Below are 26,933 nucleotides of genomic sequence, written 5' to 3'. Positions count from 1 at the left end.
ATACTCACCCCATGGCAACCCGTACCCCCATCGACAGCGACGCCCTGGCCGAGCTGCTGCAGCACGATCCGCAGGCCGCGTTCGCACGCGTGCGCGACGCCGCACAGGCTGGGCAGGTCGATGCACAACTGCTGCTCGCGCAGATGCACATGGAAGGCAAAGGGACCGCACAGGACGCTTCGGCGGCGCTGCTCTGGTACGAAACCGCCGCCAACAACGGCGCGCCGATGGCGATGAACATGCTCGGCCGCTGCCATGAGCTGGGCCACGGCACGGCGGTCAACCTGGCGCTGGCGGCGGTGTGGTACCGGCGCGCGGCCGATACCGGCCTGGACTGGGGCCTGTACAACCTGGCCAACCTGCTGGCCACCGGCCGCGGCATTGCGCAGGACCGCGCGCAGGCACTGGCCCTGTACACCCGTGCCGCGCACCTGGGCCACGCCAAATCGATGAACCTGCTGGCCCGCCACCTCGAAGACGGGCTGGATACCGCACCCGATCCGCAGGCGGCGCTGGCCTGGTACCAGCGCGCGGCCGAGGCCGGTGATTTCCGCGGCCAGGCCAACTACGCCTCGATCCTGCTGCAGGCCGGCCAGGTCGAGCAGGCCGTGCACTGGCTGCGGCTCGCACTGGCGCACGGCAGCCCGGCATTCATGGCGCACATCGTGCCGGAGCTGGCCGCGTCACCGCATCCACAGGTGCGCGCCCTGGTCGCACCGCCGTCCCTCTGAGGAGTCCCGCATGCTGCTGCACATCCCCGACATTCTCAGCGCCGACCAGGTCGCCGACTTCCGCCGCCGCCTCGACGCCGCCGACTGGACCGATGGCCGCGAAACCGTGGGGCATCTGGGCGCACAGGCCAAGCACAACCAGCAGCTGCCCGAGGCTTCGCCGCTGCGCCGCGAACTGGGCGAGATCATCCTCGTCGCGCTGGCCCGGCATCCGCTGTTCTTCAGTGCCGCGCTGCCGCTGAAGTACCTGCCACCACGCTTCAACCGCTACAGCGGTGGCGGCACCTATGGCTACCACGTCGATGGCGCGGTGATGAACCTGGCCAATGGCGAGCAGCTGCGCTCGGACATCTCCTGCACCCTGTTCCTGTCCGCGCCCGAGGAGTACGAAGGCGGCGAGCTGATCATCAGCGACACCTACGGCGAGCACGAAGTGAAGCTGCCGGCCGGCGACCTGATCGTGTACCCGTCCAGCAGCCTGCACCAGGTGCGGCCGGTCACCCGCGGCGCGCGCGTGGCCTCGTTCTTCTGGGTGCAGAGCATGATCCGCGACGATGTGCAGCGCCGCCTGCTGTGGGAAATGGATGGCGCGATCGAGCGCCTGCGGCAGACCGGCGGCGACGCCGAGGCGATCCTGCAGCTGACCGGCGTGTACCACAACCTGCTGCGGCGCTGGAGCGAAGTCTGAGCCTTGCCGGGCCGGTCTGCGACATTTTGGCAATCATTCTCATTTGCAACAGCTAACAGCTCTCATTACAATCACGCCCCGTTGATGCCGGCCGCTGCCGGCAGCCCCAGGGAACCCCCGCTTGCTGCGCCCGCTTCGCCCTCGCCCACTCATCCATCGCAAGATGGGCACCGCCATGCGCGGCCAGCGTCCTGCGCTGGCCAGCCTGCTGGCGTGGGTGGCAATGCTGGCGTTGCTGCTGGGCACCCTGCCGCTGCTGCCACAGGCCCACGCCGGCATCGCCGTGCAGGTGCCGTTGGAGGAGCGCGGAGGCGAAGCGCCCCTGCAGGAAGAGGCGCCGGCCAAGCTGCGCCGCTGCGCCTCCGCTCCGGTGAAGTCGGCCGAGAAGGCACGCCCGCCGTTGCTGCTGGTCAGCCACTGGCTGCGCACTGAGCTCGACCTCGTACCCCCCATGCCGGCCATGCCCGGCGTGCGCGCGGACTGGCCGCTGGCCGCTCCGGACACGCCCTGGGCCGATGCGCCCGGGCGCCGTCAGCAACGCGGCCAGGCGCCGCCGCTCGCCTGATCCACGGCCCGACGTGACCGCCTGCGCGGTCGCGCCTGCACGCCGCTGCCTGCTTCATCCCTGCCGCCCCTGACCGGCCCTTCCGTGCCTGCCGCGCCCTTCGCGCACGGCACCGCGCCACCCTGCATCCTTCGAGGTAACTGCCATGGCCCAGCGCCATCGTGTCCGTTCGTCCCTGTCCCGTACCCTGCTGACCAGCGCCGTGCTGGCGGCTTGCGCCAGCCCCGCCTTCGCCCACGGTGACGCCGCAGGCGCGCCGCAGACGCTGGACAAGGTGGTGGTCACCGCCGCCGGCTTCGAGCAGAAGGTGATCGACGCCCCGGCCAGCATCAGCGTGGTCAGCCGCGAGGAACTGAGCAAGCGCCCGTACACCAGCCTGGTCGATGCGCTGCGCGACGTCGAAGGCATCGACGTCGGCCTGGAAGCGACCGACAAGAACGGCCGCGCCACCGTGTCGATGCGCGGCCTGCCGTCCGAGTACACCCTGGTGCTGATCGACGGCCGCCGCCAGAGCAATGTCGGCCAGATCTATCCGAACAACTTCGGTGGCGGCCAGTTCGCCTACCTGCCGCCGCTGGATGCGATCGAACGCATCGAAGTCGTGCGCGGGCCGATGTCCACGCTGTACGGTTCGGACGCGATGGGCGGTGTCATCAACATCATCACCCGCCGCAACCAGGACAGCTGGCACGGTTCGGTCAGCCAGGGCTTCACCGTGCAGCAGGACGACCAGTTCGGCGATGCACGCACCACCGACCTCTACCTCAGCGACCCTTTGCTGAAGGAGCGCCTCAGCCTGGCAGTACGCGGCAGCTACTACGACGCGAAGGCTTCCAACCCGGAATGGGATGCGTTGTCCCTGCCCGACGGCACCCTGTGGGAGCGCAGCATCGGCTTCGGCGGTGGTGGCAAGTCGGTGGCCAACACCAACTGGAACAGCGGCGTGCGGTTGGACGTCCGCATCAACGACGATCACGAACTGTGGCTGGACTACGACGTGTCGCGGCAGAAGTTCGACAACAGCGAAGGCCAGACCGGCACCCTCGACAGCCTGGCCAGCCTGTGGCGCGTCGGCAATGCCGTCATTCCCAACCCGAACGGCAGCGGTACCGTCACCCGTCGCGTGGTGCAGCCGCGCGTGGGCTACACCGCCTACCAGCGCTACGAACGCGACCAGTTGTCGCTGACCCATCAGGGCCGCTACAGCTTCGGTACCTGGCAGACCTCGCTGACCCACAGCAAGAGCAGCAACCTGGGCCGTTCGCTGCCGCTGACCCTGGAAGAGCGCGCCAACCTGCAGACGCTTTGGAATGACGTCTGCCGCCGCACCGGTGCTGCCAACAACTGTGCGGCCGGCCGCGGCAACGCCCTGGTTGCCCTCAACCCGAGCGAGATGGCGCGCCTGCAGGCGTTCCTGCCGCGCCCGCTGCGCACCATGGAACTGGAAGGCTACGTGCTCGACACGATGCTCGACCTGGACTTCGGCGCGCACACGCTGACCGTGGGCGGCCAGTACAACGACACTGACATGGTCGACGGTGTGTTCGGCATGGATGGCGCCGGCTACCGCAGCAACGTCAAGCAGACGCACCGCATGTGGGCGCTGTTCGCCGAGGACAACTGGGCGCTGACCGACACCCTCACCGCCACCTTCGGCCTGCGCTACGACAACCACAACGTATTCGGCAGCCATGTCAGTCCGCGTGGCTACCTGGTGTGGAATGCCAGCGATGCGTGGACCTTCAAGGGCGGCGTCAGCACCGGCTACAAGACCCCGCGTCCGGACCAGCTGTTCCCGGGCATCACCGGCTTCGGTGGCCAGGGCGTGCTGCCACTGGTCGGTTCGCCGAACCTCAAGCCGGAAACCAGCACCAACTACGAGCTGGCCGCTTACTACGAAGGCCAGCGCTGGGGCTTCAACGTCACCGGCTTCTTCAACACGTTCGAGGACAAGATCGCCAGCGGCGGCACCTTTGCGAACTGCGAAGTGGCCCGCGCCGGCAGCGGCTACTGCGTGGACATCGGCCCGGGCTGGGCGGCACTGGGCTACAGCACGTTCACCCAGAGCGTGAACATCGACAAGGCCGAGACCCGCGGTGCCGAACTGGCCGCGCATGTCGACCTGCTCGACACCCTGCAGCTGCGCGGCAACTACACCTGGACCAGGAGCGAGCAGACCAGCGGCGCGCAGAAGGGCCTGCCGATCAGCGGCACGATGCCGGCCAGGCACATGGCCAATGCAAGCCTCAACTGGCAGGTCAACGAAGCGATCAGCCTGTCGCTGATCGGCGAAGGCCGCTACGACCGCTACCGCGACACGCTGCTGGACGCCAACGGCGCCAGCCACACCCGCTACTACGAGGACTACACCATCTTCCATCTCGGTGGCAGCTGGAAGGCCACGCCATGGCTGACGGTGAACGCGCGGGTCAACAACCTGTTCGACAAGGACTTCGTTTCGCAGTCGTGCCTCCTGATCAGCCAGAGCGAGTTCAACTGCGTGGACGACTACGCGACCAAGGACCAGCGCCGCAGCTACTGGATCTCGTTGAACGCGAAGTTCTGATCGCCGCGCCCGGCCCCGGTGGGTGCCGACCTTGGTCGGCACCGCTTCATCCACGCGTGGCGTGGATCTACCGATCGGTAGTGCCGGCCGCTGGCCGGCAATCGCCCTCCAGCGATACAGAACGACACGCAATTGCGAGCTATTCTCATCAATGATGTAATGGGCAGTCCCCGTCCGCCTCGAACCGTGCCGTGAGCCGTCCTGCCTCTTCCACCGTGGCGCAGCAACAGAACCGTGGCTTCTGGCTGCGGACGCTGCACCAGTGGCACTGGATCAGCTCGGCGGTGTGCCTGATCGGCATGCTGCTGTTCGCGGTGACCGGCCTGACCCTCAACCACGCGGCGAAGATCGAAGCCAAACCCCAGGTGCAGAACCAGCATCTGGAACTGCCGGCCGATCTGCTCGGCCAGCTCGGCACGCGCGAAAACGGCAATGCACCGATTCCGCGCCCGGCCCGGCACTGGCTGGACACGCAGCTGGGCATCGCCATCGGCGGGCGCCCGGCCGAGTGGTCGGCCGAGGAGATCTACCTGTCGCTGCCGCGCCCCGGCGGCGACGCCTGGCTGAGCATCGATCGCGGGACCGGCGCGGTGGAGTACGAATCAACCTCGCGCGGCGCGGTGTCCTACCTCAACGACCTGCACAAGGGCCGCAACGCGGGCCCGGCGTGGGGCTGGTTCCTGGACCTGTTCGCCGTGGCCTGCCTGGTGTTCTGCATCACCGGCCTGTTCCTGCTGCACCTGCATGCACGGCAGCGGCGCATGACCTGGCCGCTGGTCGGCCTGGGCCTGATGATTCCGCTGCTGATCGCCCTGCTGCTGATCCACTGACTTTCCTTCGTTTCCGGAGCCGCCCCATGCGCGTCACCCTGACCATCGCCCTCAGCGGCCTGCTGGCCACCTCGCCGGCGTACGCCACCACCCTCGACATCAACGTCGAAGTGCCCAAGCTCAACGTGGCCGAGTACCACCGCCCGTACGTGGCGGTGTGGCTGGAAGGCGCCGACCAGAAGGTCGCGGCCAACCTGTCGGTCTGGTACCAGCAGACCAGCAACAGCGAAGGCCACGGCACCAAATGGCTGCCGGACCTGCGCCAGTGGTGGCGCAAGAGCGGCCGCACCCTGCAGGTGCCGGTGGACGGCGTGACCGGCCCGACCCGCCCGGCCGGCAAGCACGCGCTGTCGTTCAACGACAGGCAGCCGGCACTGAAGCAACTGGCCCCGGGCAACTACACCCTGGTGGTGGAAGCGGTGCGCGAAGTCGGTGGCCGCGAACTGCTGAAGATCCCCTTCACCTGGCCGGCCACCGCCGCGCAGAACGGCAAGGCGCAGGGCGCCACCGAACTGGGCCAGGTCACCCTCGCCGTCAAACCATAACTGCCTGAGCCGGGGTCGGATCCCTTCCGCAGGAAGGGCTCTGACCCCATCGCCCTATCCCTCGGGGTCAGAGCCCTTTCCGCTGGAAAGGGATCCGACCCCTTCCAACTGGAGTCTTCCGCATGAAGCGCACGCTCGTCCTCGCCGCCGCCCTGGCCGCTGCCCTTCCCTTCTCCGCCCTGGCCCACAAGGCCTGGCTGCTGCCCTCGCAGACCGTGATCGCCGGCAACGCGCCGTGGATCACCGTCGACGGTGCGGTCTCCAACGATCTGTTCTACTTCAACCACGTGCCGCTGCGCCTGGAATCGCTGGTGATCACCGCGCCGGACGGCAGCACCGTGCAGCCGCAGAACGCGTCGACCGGCAAGTACCGCAGCGTGTTCGACATCGAACTGAAGCAGTCGGGCACTTACCGCATCGCGTCGGTCAATGACGGCCTGTTCGCCACGTACGAGCAGAACGGCGAGCGCAAGCGCTGGCGCGGCAGCGTGGCTACCTTCGGTGAACTGCCGAAGGATGCGAAGAAGCTGGAAGTGAGCCAGTCGATCGGCCGCGTGGAGACCTTTGTCACCAACGGTGCGCCGAACGACACCGCGCTGAAGCCGACCAACCGTGGCATCGAGCTGGTCGCCGTCGGCCACCCGAATGACCTGTTCGCCGGCGAGGAAGCCACGTTCCGCGTGCTGGTCGATGGCAAGCCGACCGCCGGCCTGCAGTTCGAGATCGTGCGTGGCGCCACCCGCTACCGCAACGCGCAGGACGAGCTGAAGCTGACCAGCGATGCCAAGGGCGAGATCAAGGTGACCTGGCCGGAAGCCGGCATGTACTGGCTGGAGACCGGCACCGAGGACAACAAGACGTCGGTGAAGCAGGCCGCCAAGCGCCGCCTGAGCTACGTCGCCACGCTGGAAGTGCTGCCGCAGTAATGTGGACCGCGATGCCGGGCATTCCCCGGCATCGCCACCGCAACGCATCACCATGACCGATTCCCATCTCGACATCGCCCGCCTCGGTGGCACCACCATGGGCACCACCTGGAGCGTGTCGCTGGTCGCGTCGCGCCAGCGCGACCTGCACCCGCTGCACGCCGGCATCCAGGCGCGGTTGGACGACGTGGTCGCGCAGATGAGCACCTGGGAGCCCGGCTCGGATCTGAGCCGCTACAACCGCGCCGACGCTGGCCAATGGTGCGTGCTGCCGGCGGAGACCCGCCACGTTCTGGCCTCTGCACAGGCCATCGCTGCCGCCAGTGACGGCGCCTTCGATCCCACCATCGGTCCGCTGGTTGCACTGTGGGGCTTCGGTGCACATGCCGGCGAACGCCGCCAGCCCGACGCCGCTACCCTGCAGGCCACCCGTGAGCGTTGCGGTTGGCAGCGCCTGCAGTGGCAGGATGATGCGCTGCTGCAACCGGGCCGGCTGGAACTGGATCTCTCTGCGATCGCCAAGGGCTTCGGCGTCGATCACGTAGCCGCCTGGTTGCGTGGACAAGGCATTGCTGCAGCGCTGATCGAAGTGGGTGGCGAACTGGCCGGCTACGGCAGAAAACCGGACGGCCAACCGTGGCGCGTGCTGGTGGAATCCGCACCGGAAGAGGATGTGCACACCGAAACCCCGCCACGGGTGCTGGCGCTGGACGGCAAGGCGGTGGCCACTTCGGGCGATCGCTGGCACCAGTACCAGGCCGATGGCGAGGCCTACAGCCACAGCCTCGACCCGCGTACGGGCAGGCCGGTGCAGCAGGTCGCCGCAGCGGTCACCGTCGTGGCCGACGACGCCATGCACGCCGATGCCTGGGCTACCGCACTGACCGTGCTGGGTCGCGAACAGGGCATGGCGCTGGCCGAGCGCGAAGGACTGGCCGCGCGCTACCTGCAACGCACCGCAGACGGCCCGCAGGAATTTCTCAGCAGCGCCTTCCAGCGCCTGCTCGACGGGCAGGACGCATGAGCACTCGGCCATCGCGTGCGTGGCTCGGCAACACACTTGTACTGATCGTACTGGCGCTGATCGCCTGGGCGCTGCTGCGCCTGCACCTCGGCGAAGCCTGGTGGCAGGGCGCACCGCCGGCACGGCAATCGCAGATCGCCATCATCGCCACCGCGCTGTACGCGCTGGCCTGCGCGGCCCTGTGGTGGCGCACTCGTCCGCGCGATGATGCGGCGTCCGCCGATACCGCACCGCTCCTGCTGGTCTGGTCCAGCCAGACCGGCTTTGCCCGCGAACTGGCCGAACGCAGTGCCGAGGCCCTGCGTGGTGCCGGCGTGCCGGTGCGTGTGCGCGGGCTGCATGAGGTCGACGCCGCATTGCTGGCCGACAGCCAGCGCGCGCTGTTCATTGCCAGCACCACCGGCGAAGGCGATCCGCCCGACCACGCCCTGCCGTTCCTGCGCGGGGTGATGGCCACGCCGCCTCCGTTGCAGCATCTGCAGTACGGCGTGCTCGCGCTGGGCGACCGCAGCTATGGCCACTTCTGCGGATTCGGCCACCAGCTGGACCAGTGGCTGCGCCAGCATGGCGCGCACCCGCTGTTCGATGCGATCGAGGTCGACAATGCCGATCCGGCGGCGCTGCGACATTGGCAGCAGTTGCTGGGACAACTTGGCGGAGGCGCCACTGAACTGCCTGACTGGAGCCCGGCCGAGTATCAGCCGTGGACGTTGCTGCAACGCCAGCATCTGAATCCGGGCAGCCCCGGCGGCCCGGTGTACCGGGTGCGCCTGCAGCCACCGCCTGGCGTCGATGTGCAGTGGCAGGCCGGCGACATCGCCGAGATCGGCCCGCAGCACCCACGCCACAGCGCGCGCGCCTGGCTCGATGCACAGGGCTTCAATGCAGACACCGTGCTGGATGACGGGCAGGCGTTACTGGCCCGTATCGAGCGCTCGCATCTGCCCTCGCTGGTTCCCCCGGGTGATCTGCCCGCACTGCTGGCAACCCTGCAACCGCTGCCGCATCGCGAGTACTCGATCGCCTCGGTGATGGCCGACGGCGCGGTGGAGCTGCTGGTGCGCCGCCAACTGCGCGCCGACGGTACACCCGGCATCGGCAGCGGCTGGCTGTGCGACCACGCGGCCATCGGCGAACCGGTGCAACTGCGGCTGCGCCGCAACGACAATTTTCATGGCGTGCCCGCCGATGTACCGCTGCTGCTGATCGGCAACGGCACCGGCATCGCCGGCCTGCGCGCGCACCTGCACGAACGTGCCCAGCGTGGCGCGCGCCGCACCTGGCTGCTGTTCGGCGAGCGCACCGCCGCGCACGACTTCCATTTCGGCGAAGAACTGCAGGCGATGCTGGCCAGCGGCACGCTGGCACGGCTGGATGCAGTGTTCAGCCGCGACGGCGGCGCGCATCGCTATGTGCAGGACCGGCTGCAGGCCGAAGCGGCGACGCTGCGGCAGTGGGTCGATGAAGGCGCGACGATCCTGGTCTGCGGCAGCCTGCAGGGCATGGCCCCGGGCGTGGATGCAGTGATCGAGCGGGTGCTGGGTACCGCAGGCAAGGAAGCGCTGCTGCTGGCCGGTCGTTACCGGCGCGATGTGTATTGAACGAACCTTCGGGGTCGGATCCCTTTCCGCAGGAAAGGGCTCTGACCCCAACCACAGCCGCACCATGACGGCGTGCCCAGGCATGGTGGCAACCGCACAGCAGTAGATCCACGCCATGCGTGGATGGCGCCCACCGGCGCCCAGGAATCATGCCCCCGCCGCGCTCACCCGTATCGCCAACAACTCGCCACCACCGCTGAGCGCATGCCGTTGCCTCTCGCCCGCCGCCAACCACGCGGTGTCTCCCGCCTGCAGCGCCGGCAGGCCACTATCGGCACCGAACTGCGCCTGTCCGGCCAGCAGATGCAGTGCCCACGCAACGCCCGGTTCGCAGAAGAAGAACATCGACCCCACCAGCGGCCGGTGCAGCAGTTCGGCCTGCAGCAGCTCGCGCTTCCACATCAGGTTGAAGTCGTGGGTGGTGCCATCGACCAGTTCACCGTGCAGCGCTTCTTCACCGGCAAAGCGCACCCGCCCGTGCGGCGGCAGCACCTGGGCCACGCGGCCATCCTCGAAACGCAGGCGCACGCCATTGCCCTGCAGCAGCACCAGTTCTCGCTCCACGCCGGGGAAGGTGGAGAACGCAGCGTCCTGCTCGATCTCGGCCACCGACAGGCGCAGCGCCCAGTCATCACCCTGCGCAGGAAGGCGCAGGATCTCGCGGGTCCAGCCAAGTCCATTCCGCCAGCGTTCGCGGCGATAGTCCAGGTGGGAGATCACCTGGCTCGGAGTGTGCAACAGGGAGTCGACGTTCATCGGCGCATTGCATCACGCCACGCGCCATCGTGCATCACCGCGTAGCGAGCGTGCCCTGGCCACCGCATCCGCCGGCCAGCAGCTGCGAGTGCTTCAGCCAATCCTGGTCGGGGTAGTAAGCAAACACCATCGTGCCGCCACGCAACGCATCGATCAGCGGCTTGGCCACCGAAAGGCGCACCGCCGGGCAACCCAGGCTGCGACCCAAGCGCCCTGCAGCTGCGCGGTGGCCGGGTTCACGTACGGCGCACCGTGGATGACGATCGCGCGTTCGCGCGCACGGTCGTTGAAGCCCGGCTCCAGCCCGGCCAGGCGCAGCGAATATCCATTACCGCCCATGTAGGTCTCCTGCGCGGTGAACGCGCCGAGGCTGGACATGAAACTCCCATCGCGGTTGGAAAAGTGCTGGGTGCGGTTCTCGCCGCTGTTGCGGCCATGCGCCACCCATTCCTCGAACAGCAGGCGCTGGTGGGCCAGGTCGAACACCCACAGGCGCGGCTCGGTGGACGGCCGCGAATAATCGATCACGCTGAGACGATCACCGTTGATGCCCAGCTCCGGACGCTGCAACGCACAGCGCATGGCGTGCGCCGCCAGCTGCAACACGTGGCGGTCAGCCTTGGGCGCACTGCGCGACAGCAAGGCAGCCAGATCATCAGCGCTGGTGGCAAGGGCGGGCGTCTGTGCCAGCGCCGGGGCGCTGGCCGAGGTCGCCAGCAGGCCGAACGCGGCCAGCCGGCACAGGCGGGATGCAGTCATGGGCACAACGAGGGGACTCAGTTGCCCTTGAGGGTGGACCCTGGCGGCTCGGATTCCAAGACCGGCTGCATTCCGGATTCAGCCGGGCTTGGGCGGACCGCCGGCAACGAGGTCACCAGCAGGGTCGTGCCCGGCACCAGCACCTGGTACAGCTGGCGGGCAAAATCGGCCGGCAGCGCCATTGGCAACGAGGGCGTGGCCAGCAGGTCCGGGGTGGCCTGGGCACGATCCTGGCCCAGCAGCGGATAGGCCGTCCACTGGTGCAGGCGCTGGTTCACGTCCAGCGGGCTGGGCGTATCGCTGTAGCCCTGCCCCATCACGAACAGCGTGGTGCCCTGGAATGCGGGCAGGGCGTCGGCCTTCAGCGGCGACTCGCCGATCATCACGCCATCGCGCAGCACGTACAGGCGCTGGTCATGCAGGCTGACCAGGATGCCGACCTGCCCGGCCGGGGCTGCGCTGTCGTCCCACCAGGCCTGCGCCGGGGCCCCGCCCTCGGTTTCCGGCAAAGCCTGGCCGCGCGCGTTGACCGGGGCCAGCACCGAAGGATAGGCCAGGGTCATCGGCGAACTCTTGGCGTCGGCCACCACCACCGTATCGCCGCGCTGGGTTTCGCTGAACAGCTTCTGCGCGAACGCCTGCGGCAGGCGCACGCAGCCATGCGAGGCCGGATGCCCGGGCAGGCTGCCGCCATGCAGGGCGATGCCATCCCAGGTCAGCCGCTGCATGTAGGGCATCGGCGCGCTGTTGTAGAGGTTGGACCTGTGGTCCTTGTCCTTCTGCAGGATGGTGAACACGCCGGTCGGCGTCTCGTGCCCGGCCTTGCCCGAGCTGATCGTGGTCAGGCCGATGGCGATGCCGTTGCGGTACACGTAGGCACGCTGCTCATCGAGGCTGACCACCAGCACGATCGGGCCGGTCGGCGAGATTTCCGGATGCCACAGGTACTCGCCCGGCTTCAGGTCGGTCGGTCCGCGCACTTCAGCGGTGCTGGCTTCGGCCGCAGGCTTGGCTGTCGGCGTCGGCGCAGCGGCATGGGCCAGCAGTGGCAGGGTCAGTGCCAGGGCGAGCATCAAGGTCGTGGGGCGGTGCGCAAGCATCCAGCGGGGTCCTTTCCATGCGGAGCGGCCACCGTACACCATCGGCCCGTGGTGGCCGCGGCAAAACCAGGCGCCGGAAATGAAATTGCCCGGCGACACAGCCATGTGTCGTACCGGGCAATCGTTACGTCCTTGTCGGCCTGCTGCCGCCCCCTCGCATCCTGCGCTGTGGGGGTAGCGTTGCATCCTGCACGCGGCCGCGTCTGTCCTGTTTGTATCTCAGCCCCTTCCACAGGTCTGTGATGCCACCATCCTGGTGATTGGTGCCGCGTCCTGCGGCGGTCGGTGGTCACGGCCTTCCTGTCCGTGACCGGTGAACCAGCCTCCTGCCGGTTCCGACGATTCCTGCTGTCAGCGCCTGGGTACGGTCCGCACCGGTACCGATCCGGGTACCGGATCCGCCGGCAACAACCTGTTGCCTACGGTGATCCGCTGTCGATTCCGTTCGACGATCGCTTTCCCTATCCCCTTCACCTGCGTCAGGTCCTCGACGCGATGAAACGGGCCGTGTCTGCGCCGGTGCTCGACGATCGCCTCGGCCTTGGCGGCTCCGACCATCGTCAATCCCTGCTGCAGCGCCTGGGCATCGGCGCGGTTGATGTCGATCGGTTCGGCGGCATGCGCCCCAGCGATCCCCACTACCAGCACCAGCGCCCTCAACACGACAAACCAAGGCACGACGTGTATCTCCCTGTGATTCTGGCCGCCCCGACCGGCAATCCCGTCGGCAGGAACAGTGTCCGTCACCACATGTGCACAGCCTATCGGTTTCCCGGATTTCCGTAAGCCAGCCAAATACCCGACGTGATGTAGGAAAAACCCTACCCGCGGCACAGGCGTAGAATGGCCGGATCAGCCCATGCAACCGGAGTTTCAGATGGACAGCGCCAAGCTCGGCCAATTCGTCAATGACAAGTGGGACAGCGAAATCGTCCCGCAGTTGGTCGACTACATCCGCATTCCCAACAAGTCGCCGATGTTCGACGCCAATTGGGTGCAGAACGGCTACATGGAACAGGCGGTCACCCTGATGGAGAACTGGGCCAAGGCCCAGCAGCTGCCCGGCCTGAAGGTTGAGGTGGTGCGCCTGGAAGGCCGTACCCCGCTGATCTTCCTGGAAATTCCGGCTACCGGCGCCGAAACCGGCGACGACACCATCCTGCTCTATGGCCACCTGGACAAGCAGCCGGAAATGACCGGCTGGGACGACGACCTCGGCCCGTGGACCCCTGTCCTGCGCGGCGACAAGCTGTATGGCCGCGGCGGTGCGGACGACGGCTACGCGATCTTCGGCTCGCTGGCTGCGGTACTGGCACTGCAGGCCCAGGGCCTGCCGCACGCCCGCTGCGTGGTGCTGATCGAAGCGTGTGAAGAGTCCGGCAGCTATGACCTGCCGGCCTACGTCGACCACCTGGCCGACCGCATCGGCAAGCCGTCGCTGGTGGTCTGCCTGGATTCGGGCTGCGCCAACTACGACCAGCTGTGGTGCACCACCTCGCTGCGCGGCCTGACCGGCGGCAATTTCACCGTGAAGGTGCTCAACGAAGGCGTGCATTCCGGCGATGCCTCCGGCGTGATCCCGTCCAGCTTCCGCCTGCTGCGCCAGATCCTTTCGCGCATCGAGGACCAGGACACCGGCCGCATCCTGATCGACGGCATGAACGTGGAGATCCCGGCCGAGCGCCTGGAACAGGCCAGGCGTGCCGCCGAAGTGGTGGATACCGAGATCTTCGAGAAGTTCCCGATGGTCGACGGCCTGCGCCCCATGAACGAGGACCTGACCGAGCTGGTGCTCAACCGCACCTGGCGCCCGGCGCTGTCGGTCACCGGCGTCGGTGGCATGCCGCCGCTGGAATCGGCCGGCAACGTGCTGCGTCCGCAGACCTCGGTGAAGCTGTCGCTGCGCCTGCCGCCGACCGCCGATGGCAAGACCTGCGGCGAGCTGCTGAAGGAAGCACTGCTGCGCGACCCGCCGAACGGCGCGCAGGTCACCCTGGACCTGGAAAAGGCCTCCACCGGCTGGAATGCCCCGGCGATGGCGCCGTGGCTGACCCAGGCCATCGACGACGCCAGCCAGGCCTTCTTCGGCAAGCCGGCGATGTACATGGGCGAGGGCGGCTCGATCCCGTTCATGGGCATGCTGGGCGAGAAGTTCCCGGGCGCGCAGTTCATGATCACCGGCGTGCTCGGCCCGCACTCCAATGCGCATGGCCCGAACGAGTTCCTGCACATCCCGATGGGCAAGAAGGTCACCGCCTGCGTGTCCAAGGTGATCAGCGAGCACTACGCCGCCAGCCTGCGCGGCGAGACCAGCGGCTCGCCGGTGGCTGCCGACAGCGGCACCCGCCACGGCGACCACGGCTGCTGCTGATCCGGCACTCGTGACGGACGCAGCCTGGCCTTGCTAGGCTGCGTCCACACTCAAGCGGAATCCGCGCGCATGAATGGTCTGTTCGGCAGCAGCAGCTGGCTGTACATCCTGCTGGTCGGCTTCTTCGTCGGCCTGCTCGGGCGTTTCTTCATGCCCGGCAACAACCGCATGGGCTGCCTGCTGACCATCGTGCTGGGCATCCTTGGTGCCCTGCTGGCCGGTTGGTTCGGCCAGTACATGGGCTGGTACGCCCCCGGCGAACCGGCCGGTTTCCTCGGCGCGGTGGTGGGCGCGGTGGCCGTGCTGGCCGTCCTGCGCCTGTTCAGCGGTCGCCGCTGACGCCGCTCCCCCTTCCCTTCCTGTTGCCGACGTTGGCGCGCCCGGCGCGCCCGGATATGCCCGCATGACCGAACCCGCCTCCGATCCCCAGCGCAGCGCGCAGCGCCTGCAGTGGGCCCGTACCCAGCTCGATGATGCCAACGCGGTGGTCGAACGCGCTTCGGTTGACGCCGGCATGCGCAGCTACTGGCGCACCACCAGCACGCGCGGCAGCCACATCGTGATGGACGCCCCGCCGGGGCTGGAAGATCCGCGGCCGTGGCTGCGCATGCGCGGCCTGCTGCACGACAACGGTCTGCGCGTGCCCATGCTGCTCGCGCAGGACCTGGATGCCGGCTTCCTGCTGCTGGAAGATCTCGGCGGCCCGACCCTGGCCAGGATCCTCGACGAGCGCAACGCTGACGAATGGTTCGGTCGTTCGATCGAGCAGCTGCTGCGCCTGCAGGCGATCCCGGTGCCGGCCGACTTCGGCCAGTTCGGCGAAGCACTGCTGCAGCGCGATGCCGGCCTGTTCGACGAATGGTTCCTGCAGCGCCACCTGAACCTTGAACTGGACTGCGGCGAGATCGAAGGCCTGCAGCTGGTGCATCGCCGCCTGATGGACAACGCGCTGGGCCAGGCCCAGCTGATGACCCACCGCGACTACATGCCGCGCAACCTGATGCCGGTCGACGACGGCCCCGCGGTCCTGGATTTCCAGGACCTGGTGCGCGGCCCGATCGCCTACGATGCGGTGAGCCTGTTCAAGGACGCCTTCCTGAGCTGGCCACTGCAACGCGTGGACGAATGGCTGGCGCAGTATCACGAGCGCGCCCGCGACACCGGCCTGCCGGTGCCCGACCGCGCCACCTTCCTGCGCGATGCCGACTGGATGGGCATCCAGCGCCACGTGAAGATCCTGGGCCTGTTCTGCCGGCTGCGTTACCGCGACAACAAGGGCCATTACCTCGACGACGCACCGCGCTTCATCACCTATCTGGATGAAGTGCTGCCGCGCTACCGCGAGCTGGCACCGCTGCAGCAGCTGCTGGACGACCGCATCAAGCCGGCGCTGGCCGAGCTGGGTGCACCGATGCGCGTAGCCCGATGAAGGCACTGGTCTTTGCCGCCGGCCTCGGCGAGCGCATGCGCCCTTTGACCCTGCACACGCCCAAGCCGCTGCTGGAAGTGGCTGGCAAGCCGTTGATCGTCTGGCACCTGGAACGCCTGGCCGCACTCGGCGTGCGCGAGGTGGTGGTCAACACCGCATGGTTGGCCGAACAGTTCCCGGCGACGCTTGGCGATGGCAGCCAGTGGGGCCTGCGCCTGCATTTCCTGTACGAAGGGCAGACCCCGCTGGAAACCGGCGGCGGCATCCTCAACGCCCTGCCGGTGCTGGGCGATGCCCCGTTTCTGGTAGTGAACGGCGACATCTGGACCGATTTCGATTTCGCCACGCTGCCGCGCGAGCCGCAGGGCCAGGCGCACCTGGTGCTGGTCGACAATCCGGTTCAGCACCCGAATGGTGACTACCGCCTGGATGCACAGGGGTTCCTGCACCACGACCGCGAAGGACCATGCCTGACCTATGCCGGCATCGGCGTGTACCGTCCTTCGATCGTGGCCGACTGGCGCGCGGTGATCGGCGATGCGCCGGGCAGCGAGCGGCTGCCACCGAAGTTCTCGGTGGTACCGCTGCAGAAGCACTTCATGGCGCAGGGGTTGATGACCGGGCAGCACCATCGCGGGCGCTGGACCGACGTCGGCACCGTGGATCGCCTGCGTGCGCTGGATGCTGAGTTGGCGGCGAACGGCTGAGCCCCTCGTGGCTGGACGCGTAGAGTCGACTGTTAGTCGACTGGCATTGTGAGCTGGCCGGGCGGGGTGGATTCGCGGGGGACGCCGTGAACCCGTCCCTGGGGGCTTGGCCGCGGCATCCATGCCGCGGACACCCCCGCGAATCCACCCCGCCCGGCCCCTGACAGTTTCCGTGCGCGTCCAGCCACGGAAGAAAGAAAGAAAATCAAAAGCGGATCGCTTCGCTGCGCTCGCTCTGGTGACGACCAACGGTCGTCACCCACCATAAGCAAGACACGTATCGACCAAGGTCGACACCCACCAACAGCAGTGCAGTACAGAGACCAGGCAGATCGCGGGAACCTGTCGAAGGCGGGGTGGCTCAGGTTGCGGGGGCGTGAGCGCCATGGATGGCGCGATCGAGGCTACAGGGACGTACTTGCGCCGTCCCCCGCAACCTGAGCCACCCCGCCTCCCCTCAGGAAGCCAGCTTTTGACGTTGCTGTTGAAGTTGCCGGCCAGCGGCCGGCACTACCGCGGGTGCAGGGCGCAGCCCTGCCGAACAACATCCCTCAGTAACGAGGCCGGCCTTCTTCCAGCACCTGGCGCAGGAACGGCACGGTGATCCGCCGCTTCGCCGCCAGCGATTCGCGGTCCAGCCAGTCCAGCAGGGTGATCAATCCACCCAGCTCACGGCCGGTGTGCGACAGCAGCCACTCGATGGCCGCTTCGTCGATGGCCAGGCCGCGTCGCAGTGCACGCTCGCGCAGCACCGCCGCCCGCCCTTCCTCATCCAGCGGCTGCAGCAGCACGCGCACGCACTGGCCCAGCCGCGAGCGCAGGTCCGGCAGCACCAGGCCCAGTTCGCCCGGCGCCTTCTGTGCCGTGTACAGCACGGTCACGCCCGCAGCGCGCGCACGGTTGTGGAAATCGAACAGCGCGATCTCATCCTCGCGGTTGCCGGCAACCTCGTCCAGGCCGTCCAGCGCCACCAGTTCGCGCGCTTCCAGCCCATCAAGCGCCGCACGGACACGGCCGGCGGCGCTGGCCAGCGGCACGTACGTCGGCAACCGTCCGGCCTGCTCGGCGCTGGAGCACATCGCCAGCGCCTGGTGGGTCTTGCCGGTTCCCGCCGCACCTTCCAGGTAAACCCAGTCGTGGCTGGCGCCAACCGCGATCGCGCGCAGCTGCGCCAGCGCGCCATCCGGCGCGCCGATGAAGGTCTCCAGGCGCTGGTCCCGCGGGTAATGCAGGGCCAGCGGCAGTTGCGGCACACCCATCACTTCAGGTCGGGGCCCTTGTCGTCCGGAACGATGATATGGGGCGCGTCGACCACGCCATCAAGCACGATCGCCGGCTTCTCGCCCACGTACAGTTCGCTCTGCCGATAGCGCTGGTGGGCATAGCGCAGCAGCACGTTGGTCACCGCCGCTACCGGCAGCGCCAGCAGCATGCCGAGGAAGCCGAACAGCTGGCCGCCGGCCATCACCGCGAAGATCACCGCCACCGGGTGCAGGCCGATCTTGTCGCCGACGATGCGCGGGGTCAGCACGTAGCTTTCCAGCAGCTGGCCCACGGTGAACACCACGCCGACCAGGATCAGCAGCTTCAGGTCGAAGCCCTGCGCCTGCACCAGCGCGGCGATCACCGCCATCAGCACGCCGGTGGTCGCGCCCAGGTACGGGATGAAGCTGATCAGGCCGGCAATCAGGCCGATCAGCAGGCCCAGCTTGAGGCCGACCAGCGACAGGCCACCGGCGTAGATCACGCCCAGCGCCAGCATCACCAGGAACTGGCCACGGATGAACGCACCCAGCACCTCGTTGGATTCACGCGCCAGCGCGCTGATGGTGCCGATCTGGTTGCGCGGAATCACCGAGGCCACCCGCTCGACCAGCTTGTCCCAGTCGCGCAGGAAGTAGAACGCCAGGATCGGCAGCAGCAGGATGTTGACCACCCAGGTCACCATCGCAAAGCCCGAACGCGAGACGTAGCCCATGAACGTGGTGGCGAAGCCGCCGGCCTGCTGCCAATGGCTGCGCACCCATTCGATCAGGCGGTCCGGGTCCAGCCACTGCATCACTTCCAGGCCGGTCTTGTGCTCGAACCAGGGGATGCCGGTCTGCATCAGCCACGCCTGCGCCTGCGGGGCGGCCGCGATCAGGGTGGTGATCTGGCGCTCGATCATCGGCACCAGCACCAGCAGCAATGCCACGATCACCAGCACCATCGCTGCGAACACCAGCACCACGCCGGTCATGCGCGAGCGGCCGGTGGCCTCGATGCGGTCCACCAGCGGGTCACCCAGCCAGGCCAGCGCCAGTGCCAGCACGAACGGGGTCAGGATCGGCGCCAGCAGCCACACCACCCAGCCGATCAGGCCGGCGAACAGGATGTACTTCAGCCGGCGCAGGAACTGCGCGATTTCAGCTTCCGGGCTCAGGATCATCGCAGGCGGTACTCGTTGCTGACCGGCGCGGCCACCGGGGCACCGGTGGTGTCATCGATCGGGGTCGGCAGGGCCGGCAGCGGCGCGCTTGGCACCAGCACGCCATTGTCGCCAAGCATGCGGTTGAAGCCGGCCAGGCCGGTGGTCATCTCCACGCTCAGCTCCAGTTGGCCGGCCGAGGCGTGCAGCGGGGTGACGTTGCGCACCACCGGCACCTCGCGCAGGCCAGCGGCCAGCCGCAGGTAGTCATCGGCGCTGTTGATGCCGGTCACCACCAGGCGGTAGGTGCCGGCCTGGCCGACGGCCACGCCAGCCTTGGCGTAGCGCTTGACCAGCGCATCGGCGGCACCGTCGGCACCGGCGGCCATCGCGCGCATGGCGTTGGCGTCCTTGCTGGTCCACTTGTTCAGTTCGCGGCCGTTGTCGACGAACACCCAGTCCGCCTGCCAGCCACCGTTGGCGCGGTACAGCTTGCCGATCAGCTGCATCGGCGGCGAGTAGCGCGAGGAGGCACGGGCCACGGCGGCGCTGTCCTGGCGCCAGATGGCACCGGCCAGGGCCTGTTCGGCAGCACCGCCGCTGGGCAGGCCCAGCTTGTAACCCCGCTCGATGGCGCGGTTCAGCAGCGGGCGGGCGGCATTGGCCTGCTGCACGCTGACCAGGCGCGGGCCGCTGCCGTCGTCGACGGCCAGCCACAGCACCGGCTTCGGTCGCGGCTGCGGCCAGAGCGGCAGGCCCAGCGCCGAGACCAGCGAATCGACGTCATCCTCGCGGAAGCGGGCCACCAGCAGGGTCCGGAAGCTCGGTGCGCCGCTGGCACCCACGCTCTGGTCCTGCTTGTAGTCGTAGCTGGCCACGTAGTCCTTGGCATTGCGCAGCGCCTGCACCACGCCGGGGCGTGACATCACGTTGCGGTCGCCGGACAGCTTGCCCAGCACCACGCTCAGGGCACGGGCCAGGGCACCGTTGCGATCGGCCTCGGCCTGGCTGTTGACGGGCACTTCGGCCTCGTAGGCCCCCGAAGCGGTGGCGACATCTCCCTCGGTGCGCAGGCCGCTCTGGGCCATCGTGGCCACCGGCAGGCTCAGTGCAAGGAGCAGGGTCAGAATCAGGCTGCGGCGCATCAGGACATCCATTGGCTCGACGAATCCGGGGGAATTGTTGCCCGAATACGGCCTTTGCGCCAATGCGGCCTGTTAAAATCGCTCATTCAACCCCTGCCAGCGCCGACGCCCGTGACCAACACCCCGTCTTCCGCCCCTTCCCCCCTCACCTACCGTGACGCGGGTGTCGACATCGACGCCGGCAACGCGCTGGTCGAGCGGATCAAGCCCCTGGTCAAGCGCAGCTTCCGCCCGGAAGTGATGGGCGGCCTGGGCGGCTTCGGCGCCCTGTTCGACCTGTCCAACAAGTACCGCGAGCCGGTGCTGGTGTCGGGTACCGATGGCGTGGGCACCAAGCTGAAGCTGGCCCACCAGCTGAACCGCCACGATACGATCGGCATCGACCTGGTCGCCATGTGCGTGAACGACGTGCTGGTGCAGGGTGCCGAGCCGCTGTTCTTCCTGGACTACTTCGCCACCGGCAAGCTGGACATCGACACCGCCGCAGCGGTCGTGGGCGGCATCGCCAACGGCTGCACCGAGGCCGGCTGCGCGCTGATCGGCGGCGAAACCGCTGAAATGCCCGACATGTATGCCCCGGGCGAGTACGACCTGGCCGGCTTCACGGTCGCCGCGGTCGAGAAGAGCGAGCTGAAGGACGGCGCCAGCGTGGCCGCCGGCGACGTGCTGATCGGCATCGCCTCGTCCGGCCCGCACTCCAACGGCTACTCGCTGGTGCGCCGCATCTACGACCGCGCCGGCCGCCCGGCCGACCTGGAGCTGGAGGGCGGCGTGAAGCTGGTCGACGCGCTGATGGCACCGACCCGCCTGTACGTGAAGCCGATCCTGGCACTGCTGAAGTCGCACGGCGAGGCCATCCACGGCATGGCCCACATCACCGGTGGCGGCCTGACCGAGAACATCATCCGCGTGGTGCCCGACGGCCTCGGCCTGGACATCCAGGCATCGTCCTGGACCCTGCCGCCGGTGTTCCAGTGGCTGCAGAAGGAAGGCGCCGTGGCCGACAGCGAGATGTGGCGCACCTTCAACTGCGGCATCGGCTTCGTGCTGATCGTGGCAGCCGACCAGGTCGCCGCCGTGTCCGAGGCGGTCAAGGCGCAGGGCCTGGACCACTGGACCATCGGCCAGGTGGTCACTGCTGAAGGCGCCGAGCGCGTCCGCATCGGCTGAACCCGGCCCCGAGGAGCCCGCATGGACGCAATGCCCCCGCTGCCCCCTACCCCCGTGCCGCCGCCAACGACGGCGGTACCGGCGTTCAGCCCCCAGGACGCCGACCACCTGCGCATGCTGTCAATCGCGCACTACGTGGTCGGCGGCCTGATCGCGCTGTTCTCGCTGATCTTCATCGTCCACATCGTGCTCGGCGTCACCGCGCTCACCGGCAACCTGCCGATGAACTCCGGCGGCCAGCCCTCGTCGCCGGCCGAACAGCGCGTGTTCGGCTGGATGTTCGTCGTGATCGGCTGTGTCATCGTGTTCGGTGGCGTCACCCTGGGCGCGTTCGTGGCCTACGCCGGCCGTTGCCTGGCCCGCCGCCGCCGCTACCTGCTGTGCCTGATCGTGGCCGGGCTGGCCTGTCTGTTCACGCCGATCGGTACCGTGCTGGGAGTACTCAGCCTGATCACGCTGCTGCGTCCGCAGGTCAAGGCCGCGTTCGACACAGCGGGCACGGCGGCATGACGAGCCCGGGCGCACCGCCGCCGCTGCCGCAGCAGACCCTGGCGCACCTTCAGCTGGGCAGCCACCTGCAGACGCTGAAGGTGCTGTTCTACGCGCTGGCGGTTTTCCACTGGATGGCCGCGCTGGCCTTCCTCGGTTTCATCGGCCTGGTTGCCAGCTCGCGCGGGCTGGACGATGGCGCGGTACTGGCCACCGTGTACGGCGTCGTTTCAGTGCTGGCTGCCGCGCTGGGCTTCGTGCAGCTGCACACCGCGCGCCTGCTGTCGCGCCGCACCGGGCTGGCCTGGTGCCAGCGCGCGGCCTGGCTGGCGGTGCTGGCCGGCCCGCTGGGCATGGCCCTGACCGCCTATGCCTGGGTGTTCCTGTCCAAGCCTGACATGGCCGCCCTGTTCGACCGCGGCGACCATCTCCGCGTCTGAACTTGCCGGCAGACGCCCCGCCCTTTCCTGATCGACTTCCCATGTCCGCGCCTGCCCTCCCCACGACCGCTTCGCCCAGCGCCTTCCGTTTCTCGCGCCCCAAGAAGCTGGCCTTCGCTGCCGTACTGGCGGTATTCGCGGTCAGCTGGATCCAGCCGCTGTGGCCCACCGAGCAGGCGCTGCACAGCACGCTGACCGTGATCGGCCTGGGCGCCCTGCTGTGGGTCGACCGCCGGGGTGGCTGGCTGGGCAACGGTGCCTTCATCGCGATCTGCGGCTTCATCGCGCTGCACTGTGTGGCCGCCCGCTGGCTGTACTCGAACGTTCCCTACGACGCGTGGACGCAGGCGCTGATCGGCTGGTCGCCGAATGCGGCGTTCGGCTGGCAGCGCAATCATTTCGACCGCCTCATCCACTTCCTGTTCGGCGTCTGTTTCACGCCGGCACTGCTGCAGCTGGCACGTCACGCCTGGCCGGCGCTGCGCCGCGGCCAGGCCTTCACCTTGGCGGTGATGACGGTGATGTGCGCCAGCCTGGTCTACGAGTGGTTCGAATGGGCCATCGCGCTCGCCCTGTCGCCGGACGCCGCCGAGGCCTACAACGGGCAGCAGGGCGACATGTGGGACGCCCATGCCGATATGCTGATGGCCACCGTGGGCAGCCTGCTGACCTGGCCGCTGATCCGCCGGAGTACCCCGCAATGACCGCGCCCACCCGCATTGCCGTGCTTGCCTCCGGCCGCGGCAGCAACCTGCAGGCCATCCTCGATGCCATCGCTGCGGGACGCCTGCGCGCCGAGGTCGTCGGCGTATTTTCCGACCGCCCGGCCGCCGCCGCGCTGCAGCGGGTCAGCGCCAACCTGCGCTGGGCGCATGCGCCGAAGGAATTCCAGGACCGCGCCGCCTACGAGCAGGCACTGGGCGACGCACTGGCCGCGGTCGCACCGGACTGGATCGTCTGCGCCGGCTACATGCGCATACTCGGCGCCGCCTTCGTGCAGCGCTTCAATGGCCGCCTGGTCAACATCCACCCGTCACTGCTGCCGCTGCACAAGGGGCTGGACACGCATGCGCGGGCACTGGATGCAGGCGATGCCGAGCACGGTGCCAGCGTGCACCTGGTCGTACCCGAGCTGGACGCCGGCGCCGTGCTGGCCCAGGTGCGGGTACCGGTGCTGCGCGGCGATGACGCCGACACCCTGGCCGCGCGTGTGCTGGCGGTGGAGCATCCCCTGCTGATCGCCACGCTGCAGCTGCTGTGCGCCGGCCGCCTGACTGAACGGGAGGGCCAGCCGCAACTGGACGGTCACCCCCTGTTTAGCCCGCTGGCCCTAGATTCCGCCGGGAGCCTGAACCGGTAACGCCCACGCACACGCCCCGCTGACTGCGGGGCTGGCATCCTGCCCACCTCCTGCGGCTCCTCTCTTCCATGAAGACCACGACCCTGCTGTCCACTTCGCTGCTGCTGTCGCTTGTCGTGCTCCCCGGCGTGGGTTGGGGCCAGGCGCAGGCGCCTGCCGCCTCGCCGGCTCCGGCGCCGGTGCCAGCGGTGCAACCGCCGGCCGAAGCGGCGGCCCCGGCCCTGCCGGCCTTGGCGTGGGAACCGCCGCCGCTGCAGCCGTTCAGCGCCACCTACCAGGCCTTCTACAAAGGCAAGGAGGCCGGCGACGCCAGCATGCAGGTCACCCATACCGGCGGCAACCAGTGGCGGGTCGACATGCAGGTGGTCGGCCGCCGCGGCTTTGCCAGCGTGCTGGGCCTGAACATCGAGCAGAGCACGGTGTTCGAGGAGCGCGCCGGCGCCTATGCACCGCTGAGCCAGAGCACGGTGCGCAAGGGCCTGTTCCTGGGCAAGAAGGCGGTCGGCACGTACAACTGGCAGGCCGGTACCGCGCAGTGGACCGGCGACGTCGAGAAGAAGCGTGCGCAGCCGATTCCGCTGCAGCCGGGCGACCAGAGCGCCCTGCTGATCAACCTGGCGATCATGCGGGATGCCCGTCCGGGTGCCACCATGCACTACCGCTACGTGGACATGGGCAAGGTCCGCCAGCACGACTACCAGGCCGCGCCGCAGACCGAGAACGTCGAGGTCGGCGACCTGTCCTACAACGCGCTGCGGGTCTACCGGACCAACGGCGGCAACAACGAAACCATCCTCTGGATCGCCAACGGTGTCCCCACCCCGGTGCGCATCCTGCAACGCGAAGACGGCGAAGACCGCGTCGATCTGCGCCTGATCGAATACCAAGGAGTCTGAGCATGAGCACCCTGACCCGCCCCCTCACCTGGATCGCTGCCGCCGCGCTGTCGGTGGCCAGCCTGCCGGCCATGGCCCTGCAGCCGTTCAAGGCCGATTACCTGGCCAGCTACATGGGCATGCAGGCCAATGGCAGCATGACGCTGAGCAGCGAGGGTGCCAACAAGTGGCGCTACACGCTGCAGGTGAAGAACCAGCTGGCCGACCTGAGCCAGAGCACCGTGTTCGAAGAAGTGCGCGGCCAGCTGCGCCCGCTCAGCAGCCAGGACCGTTCGGCGCTGCTGGTGAAGAAGCGCAACGTGCAGGCCAACTACAACTGGACCAGCAACCAGGCCACCTGGACCGGCGACATCAAGCCGGACCGCGCTGGACCTATCGCACTGAAATCCGGTGACATGGACGCGCTGCTGATCAACCTGGCGATCGCCCGTGACCTCGCCGCCGGCAAGCCGCTGACCTATCGCATGGTCGACGAAGGCCGCATCAAGAACATGACCTACCGCGTGATCGGCAAGGAGTCGATCACCGTGGGCGGCAAGAGCTACGAAGCGACCAAGGTCTCGCGTGCCGACGGCAACAAGGAGCTGATCGCCTGGATCGTGCCGGAGTTCCCTGTGCCGGCGCGCATGCTGCAGCGGGAGAACGACCGCGATGCACTGGACCTGACCATCAAGGCGATGAACTGAGTGCCGGGGTCGGATCCCATCCCCTCGGGGATGGGATCCGACCCCGGTTGTGTGGCTGGGGCCGGAGCCCTCTCCGACGGAAAGGGATCCGACCCCGGGCCCCGCGAAAAGAAAACGCCCGCTTTCGCGGGCGTTTTTCTTACTTCTTTTCTTCGGCCGCCGCCGGCTTGAACTCGGTACGGCAGTCCACGCGGATCTGCTCGCCGGTGCTGCGCCAGACGAAGGTGCGGCAATGGCGGTTGCCGTCCTGGCTGTCATTCACCGCAACCGCATAGAACGACTCGATGATCTCGTCGCGCGAGACCGTGCCATCGCCATTCCAGTCCATGTCCTTCTGCTCGATGCCCTGGGTGATGGCGATGTTGGCGTACCAGGCGTAGCCCAGCCACGCCAGCACGATCAGCACCAGCGCCAGCAGCGCCTTGCGACGCGGGCTGAACTTGCCGCGCAGGATCATGGCACGCGCCGGATGGTGGCACCGAGCGAAGACAGCTTCTCTTCGATGTTCTCGTAGCCACGGTCAAGGTGGTAGATGCGGTCGATGGTGGTCTCGCCGCTGGCCATCAGGCCGGCCAGGATCAGCGAGGCCGAGGCACGCAGGTCGGTGGCCATCACCGGTGCGCCACTCAGGTGCTCGCTGCCCCGCACGATGGCGGTGTGGCCTTCGACCTGGATGTCCGCGCCCAGGCGCAGCAACTCGTTGACGTGCATGAAACGGTTTTCGAAGATCGTTTCGTTGATCACGCCGACGCCGTCGGCCACGCAGTTGAGCGCCATGAACTGCGCCTGCATGTCGGTCGGGAACGCCGGGTACGGCGCAGTGGTCAGGTTGACCGCCTTCGGCCGCTTGCCCTGCATGTCCAGGGTGATGGTGTGGTCGGTGGTCTCGATCTTCGCACCGGCTTCGACCAGCTTGGACAGCACCGCGTCCATGGTGTTCGGGCGCGCACGGTTGACCGTGACCTTGCCGCCGGTCATCGCCGCAGCCACCAGGAAGGTGCCGGTCTCGATGCGGTCGGGCAGCACTTCATGGCGGCCGCCGGACAGGCGCTCGACGCCTTCGATGACCAGGCGGGCAGTGCCCAGGCCTTCGATCTTCGCGCCCAGCGCGATCAGGCAATGCGCCAGATCGGTCACTTCCGGTTCCATCGCACAGTTGTCGAGGATGGTGGTGCCTTCGGCCAGTACCGCGCCCATCAGCACGTTCTCGGTGCCGGTAACGCTGACCATGTCGAAGGTGAAATGGCCGCCCTTCAGGCGCTTGGCCGTGGCCTTGATGAAGCCGTTCTCGACCACGATCTCGGCGCCCAGCGCCTGCAGGCCCTTGATGTGCTGGTCGACCGGACGCGAGCCGATCGCGCAGCCGCCGGGCAGCGACACTTCCGCCGCGCCGAAGCGGGCCAGCAGCGGGCCCAGCACCAGGATCGAGGCGCGCATGGTCTTGACCAGCTCGTACGGGGCGACATGCTGGTTGACCGGACGCGGGTCGACCACGATCGCACTGCCGCGCGACAGCGTGCCCTGGTCGATGGTGACCTTGGCACCCAGTTCACCCAGCAGCTTCACCGTGGTGACCACATCGTGCAGGTGCGGCACGTTGGTGATCTCCACCGGCGCATCGGCCAGCAGGGTCGCGCAGAGAATGGGGAGGACGGCGTTCTTGGCGCCGGAGATGCTCACTTCACCGTGCAGCGCAGCGCCGCCGGTCACAACGATCTTGGCCATGTATTCGGGATCTTCTG

Annotated in this window: 28 protein-coding genes and 1 pseudogene; 20 read left to right on the top strand and 9 right to left on the bottom strand. The window is 68.1% G+C overall.

Annotation, left to right across the window (positions count from 1 at the left end; translation table 11 throughout):
* Nucleotides 1-11: 11 nt before the first annotated feature.
* From AC5P98_RS01500 to AC5P98_RS01460, 9 genes are all read left to right on the top strand, one after another.
* Nucleotides 12-731 carry a tetratricopeptide repeat protein gene (locus tag AC5P98_RS01500; RefSeq protein ID WP_014646262.1) on the top strand — a complete coding sequence of 240 codons (720 nt, stop codon included), beginning with the start codon at nucleotides 12-14 and terminating at the stop codon, nucleotides 729-731.
* A gap of 10 nt (nucleotides 732-741) precedes the next feature.
* Nucleotides 742-1,419: a Fe2+-dependent dioxygenase gene (locus AC5P98_RS01495; RefSeq protein ID WP_049405587.1), complete on the top strand. Its 678-nt coding sequence runs from the start codon at nucleotides 742-744 to the stop codon at nucleotides 1,417-1,419.
* 163 nt (nucleotides 1,420-1,582) lie between these two features.
* Nucleotides 1,583-1,984, top strand: a complete 402-nt coding sequence (locus AC5P98_RS01490) for a hypothetical protein (protein ID WP_049405589.1) — start codon at nucleotides 1,583-1,585, stop codon at nucleotides 1,982-1,984.
* Nucleotides 1,985-2,129: 145 nt separating this feature from the next.
* Nucleotides 2,130-4,550 carry a TonB-dependent receptor domain-containing protein gene (locus tag AC5P98_RS01485; RefSeq protein ID WP_049405591.1) on the top strand — a complete coding sequence of 807 codons (2,421 nt, stop codon included), beginning with the start codon at nucleotides 2,130-2,132 and terminating at the stop codon, nucleotides 4,548-4,550.
* Nucleotides 4,551-4,741: 191 nt separating this feature from the next.
* Nucleotides 4,742-5,380, top strand: coding sequence for a PepSY-associated TM helix domain-containing protein (locus AC5P98_RS01480; protein ID WP_014646258.1), 639 nt, complete (start codon nucleotides 4,742-4,744; stop codon nucleotides 5,378-5,380).
* Nucleotides 5,381-5,406: 26 nt separating this feature from the next.
* Entirely contained in the window at nucleotides 5,407-5,925 is a 519-nt protein-coding gene (locus AC5P98_RS01475; protein ID WP_005408420.1) for a DUF2271 domain-containing protein, read from the top strand.
* A 122-nt stretch (nucleotides 5,926-6,047) separates the two neighbouring features.
* Nucleotides 6,048-6,851, top strand: a complete 804-nt coding sequence (locus tag AC5P98_RS01470) for a DUF4198 domain-containing protein (RefSeq protein ID WP_049405594.1) — start codon at nucleotides 6,048-6,050, stop codon at nucleotides 6,849-6,851.
* Nucleotides 6,852-6,903: 52 nt separating this feature from the next.
* Nucleotides 6,904-7,875, top strand: coding sequence for an FAD:protein FMN transferase (locus AC5P98_RS01465; protein WP_049405604.1), 972 nt, complete (start codon nucleotides 6,904-6,906; stop codon nucleotides 7,873-7,875).
* Nucleotides 7,872-9,476, top strand: a complete 1,605-nt coding sequence (locus AC5P98_RS01460; RefSeq protein ID WP_049405596.1) for a sulfite reductase subunit alpha — start codon at nucleotides 7,872-7,874, stop codon at nucleotides 9,474-9,476. Before AC5P98_RS01465 ends, AC5P98_RS01460 begins: the two co-directional genes overlap by 4 nt.
* 147 nt (nucleotides 9,477-9,623) lie before the next feature.
* On the opposite strand, the gene AC5P98_RS01455 is transcribed toward AC5P98_RS01460, so the two are convergent.
* The 4 genes and pseudogenes from AC5P98_RS01455 to AC5P98_RS01440 form a co-directional block, all read right to left on the bottom strand.
* The gene (locus AC5P98_RS01455) at nucleotides 9,624-10,232 is read right to left on the bottom strand and encodes a HutD/Ves family protein (protein WP_049405598.1); all 609 of its coding nucleotides are present in this window, start codon (nucleotides 10,230-10,232) and stop codon (nucleotides 9,624-9,626) included.
* A gap of 34 nt (nucleotides 10,233-10,266) precedes the next feature.
* Nucleotides 10,267-10,991 (bottom strand): annotated as a pseudogene (locus AC5P98_RS01450) (murein L,D-transpeptidase catalytic domain family protein).
* Nucleotides 10,992-11,008: 17 nt separating this feature from the next.
* On the bottom strand, nucleotides 11,009-12,091 hold the full coding sequence (locus tag AC5P98_RS01445) for a L,D-transpeptidase (RefSeq protein ID WP_049405600.1): 1,083 nt from the start codon (nucleotides 12,089-12,091) through the stop codon (nucleotides 11,009-11,011).
* A 351-nt stretch (nucleotides 12,092-12,442) separates the two neighbouring features.
* Nucleotides 12,443-12,769: a ComEA family DNA-binding protein gene (locus AC5P98_RS01440; protein ID WP_014036262.1), complete on the bottom strand. Its 327-nt coding sequence runs from the start codon at nucleotides 12,767-12,769 to the stop codon at nucleotides 12,443-12,445.
* Between the two features lie 199 nt (nucleotides 12,770-12,968).
* Here AC5P98_RS01440 and AC5P98_RS01435 point away from each other — a divergent pair, with 199 nt between their 5' ends.
* The 4 genes from AC5P98_RS01435 (at nucleotide 12,969) to murU (ending at nucleotide 16,598) form a co-directional block, all read left to right on the top strand.
* On the top strand, nucleotides 12,969-14,462 hold the full coding sequence (locus AC5P98_RS01435) for a M20 family metallopeptidase (RefSeq protein WP_049477321.1): 1,494 nt from the start codon (nucleotides 12,969-12,971) through the stop codon (nucleotides 14,460-14,462).
* 69 nt (nucleotides 14,463-14,531) lie between these two features.
* Nucleotides 14,532-14,801 carry a GlsB/YeaQ/YmgE family stress response membrane protein gene (locus AC5P98_RS01430; RefSeq protein ID WP_005415577.1) on the top strand — a complete coding sequence of 90 codons (270 nt, stop codon included), beginning with the start codon at nucleotides 14,532-14,534 and terminating at the stop codon, nucleotides 14,799-14,801.
* 64 nt (nucleotides 14,802-14,865) lie between these two features.
* Nucleotides 14,866-15,891 (top strand): aminoglycoside phosphotransferase family protein, encoded by a 1,026-nt coding sequence (locus AC5P98_RS01425; RefSeq protein ID WP_014646249.1) that lies wholly within the window; start codon nucleotides 14,866-14,868, stop codon nucleotides 15,889-15,891.
* The gene (gene murU, locus AC5P98_RS01420) at nucleotides 15,888-16,598 is read left to right on the top strand and encodes an N-acetylmuramate alpha-1-phosphate uridylyltransferase MurU (RefSeq protein ID WP_049408158.1); all 711 of its coding nucleotides are present in this window, start codon (nucleotides 15,888-15,890) and stop codon (nucleotides 16,596-16,598) included. The genes AC5P98_RS01425 and murU overlap by 4 nt, the downstream gene beginning before the upstream one ends.
* A 551-nt stretch (nucleotides 16,599-17,149) precedes the next feature.
* Here the strand turns inward: murU and hda are convergent.
* From hda to AC5P98_RS01405, 3 genes are read right to left on the bottom strand one after another with little or no spacing between them, the layout of a single operon-like run.
* Nucleotides 17,150-17,857 carry a DnaA regulatory inactivator Hda gene (gene hda, locus AC5P98_RS01415; RefSeq protein ID WP_014646247.1) on the bottom strand — a complete coding sequence of 236 codons (708 nt, stop codon included), beginning with the start codon at nucleotides 17,855-17,857 and terminating at the stop codon, nucleotides 17,150-17,152.
* Nucleotides 17,857-19,026, bottom strand: coding sequence for an AI-2E family transporter (locus tag AC5P98_RS01410; protein ID WP_014646246.1), 1,170 nt, complete (start codon nucleotides 19,024-19,026; stop codon nucleotides 17,857-17,859). The genes hda and AC5P98_RS01410 overlap by 1 nt, the downstream gene beginning before the upstream one ends.
* Nucleotides 19,023-20,162, bottom strand: a complete 1,140-nt coding sequence (locus AC5P98_RS01405; protein WP_032957235.1) for a DUF2066 domain-containing protein — start codon at nucleotides 20,160-20,162, stop codon at nucleotides 19,023-19,025. The genes AC5P98_RS01410 and AC5P98_RS01405 overlap by 4 nt, the downstream gene beginning before the upstream one ends.
* 99 nt (nucleotides 20,163-20,261) lie before the next feature.
* Here AC5P98_RS01405 and purM point away from each other — a divergent pair, with 99 nt between their 5' ends.
* The 7 genes from purM to AC5P98_RS01370 all read left to right on the top strand — a co-directional run bounded on the left by purM (nucleotide 20,262) and on the right by AC5P98_RS01370 (nucleotide 25,191).
* Complete coding sequence (gene purM / locus AC5P98_RS01400) at nucleotides 20,262-21,320, top strand: phosphoribosylformylglycinamidine cyclo-ligase (RefSeq protein WP_049405378.1); 1,059 nt, start codon at nucleotides 20,262-20,264, stop codon at nucleotides 21,318-21,320.
* Between the two features lie 21 nt (nucleotides 21,321-21,341).
* A complete protein-coding gene (locus AC5P98_RS01395; protein WP_032957615.1) occupies nucleotides 21,342-21,830 on the top strand; it encodes a hypothetical protein in 489 nt (162 codons plus the stop codon).
* Nucleotides 21,827-22,249: a hypothetical protein gene (locus AC5P98_RS01390; RefSeq protein WP_049405380.1), complete on the top strand. Its 423-nt coding sequence runs from the start codon at nucleotides 21,827-21,829 to the stop codon at nucleotides 22,247-22,249. Before AC5P98_RS01395 ends, AC5P98_RS01390 begins: the two co-directional genes overlap by 4 nt.
* 41 nt (nucleotides 22,250-22,290) lie before the next feature.
* Nucleotides 22,291-22,953, top strand: coding sequence for a DUF2238 domain-containing protein (locus AC5P98_RS01385; protein WP_032957613.1), 663 nt, complete (start codon nucleotides 22,291-22,293; stop codon nucleotides 22,951-22,953).
* Complete coding sequence (gene purN / locus AC5P98_RS01380) at nucleotides 22,950-23,609, top strand: phosphoribosylglycinamide formyltransferase (protein ID WP_049405382.1); 660 nt, start codon at nucleotides 22,950-22,952, stop codon at nucleotides 23,607-23,609. Before AC5P98_RS01385 ends, purN begins: the two co-directional genes overlap by 4 nt.
* Nucleotides 23,610-23,677: 68 nt before the next feature.
* Complete coding sequence (locus AC5P98_RS01375; RefSeq protein ID WP_049405384.1) at nucleotides 23,678-24,505, top strand: DUF3108 domain-containing protein; 828 nt, start codon at nucleotides 23,678-23,680, stop codon at nucleotides 24,503-24,505.
* A gap of 2 nt (nucleotides 24,506-24,507) precedes the next feature.
* Nucleotides 24,508-25,191, top strand: a complete 684-nt coding sequence (locus tag AC5P98_RS01370) for a DUF3108 domain-containing protein (RefSeq protein WP_014036249.1) — start codon at nucleotides 24,508-24,510, stop codon at nucleotides 25,189-25,191.
* A 139-nt stretch (nucleotides 25,192-25,330) separates the two neighbouring features.
* On the opposite strand, the gene AC5P98_RS01365 is transcribed toward AC5P98_RS01370, so the two are convergent.
* Both AC5P98_RS01365 and murA read right to left on the bottom strand, forming a co-directional pair.
* The gene (locus AC5P98_RS01365; protein WP_032957609.1) at nucleotides 25,331-25,648 is read right to left on the bottom strand and encodes a hypothetical protein; all 318 of its coding nucleotides are present in this window, start codon (nucleotides 25,646-25,648) and stop codon (nucleotides 25,331-25,333) included.
* Nucleotides 25,645-26,916, bottom strand: a complete 1,272-nt coding sequence (murA, locus tag AC5P98_RS01360) for a UDP-N-acetylglucosamine 1-carboxyvinyltransferase (protein ID WP_049405387.1) — start codon at nucleotides 26,914-26,916, stop codon at nucleotides 25,645-25,647. Before murA ends, AC5P98_RS01365 begins: the two co-directional genes overlap by 4 nt.
* Between the last annotated feature and the right edge of the window lie 17 nt (nucleotides 26,917-26,933).

The organism is Stenotrophomonas sp. YJH_SMC_135, assembly GCF_059372355.1.
This window is presented reverse-complemented; position numbering and strand designations above follow the sequence as displayed.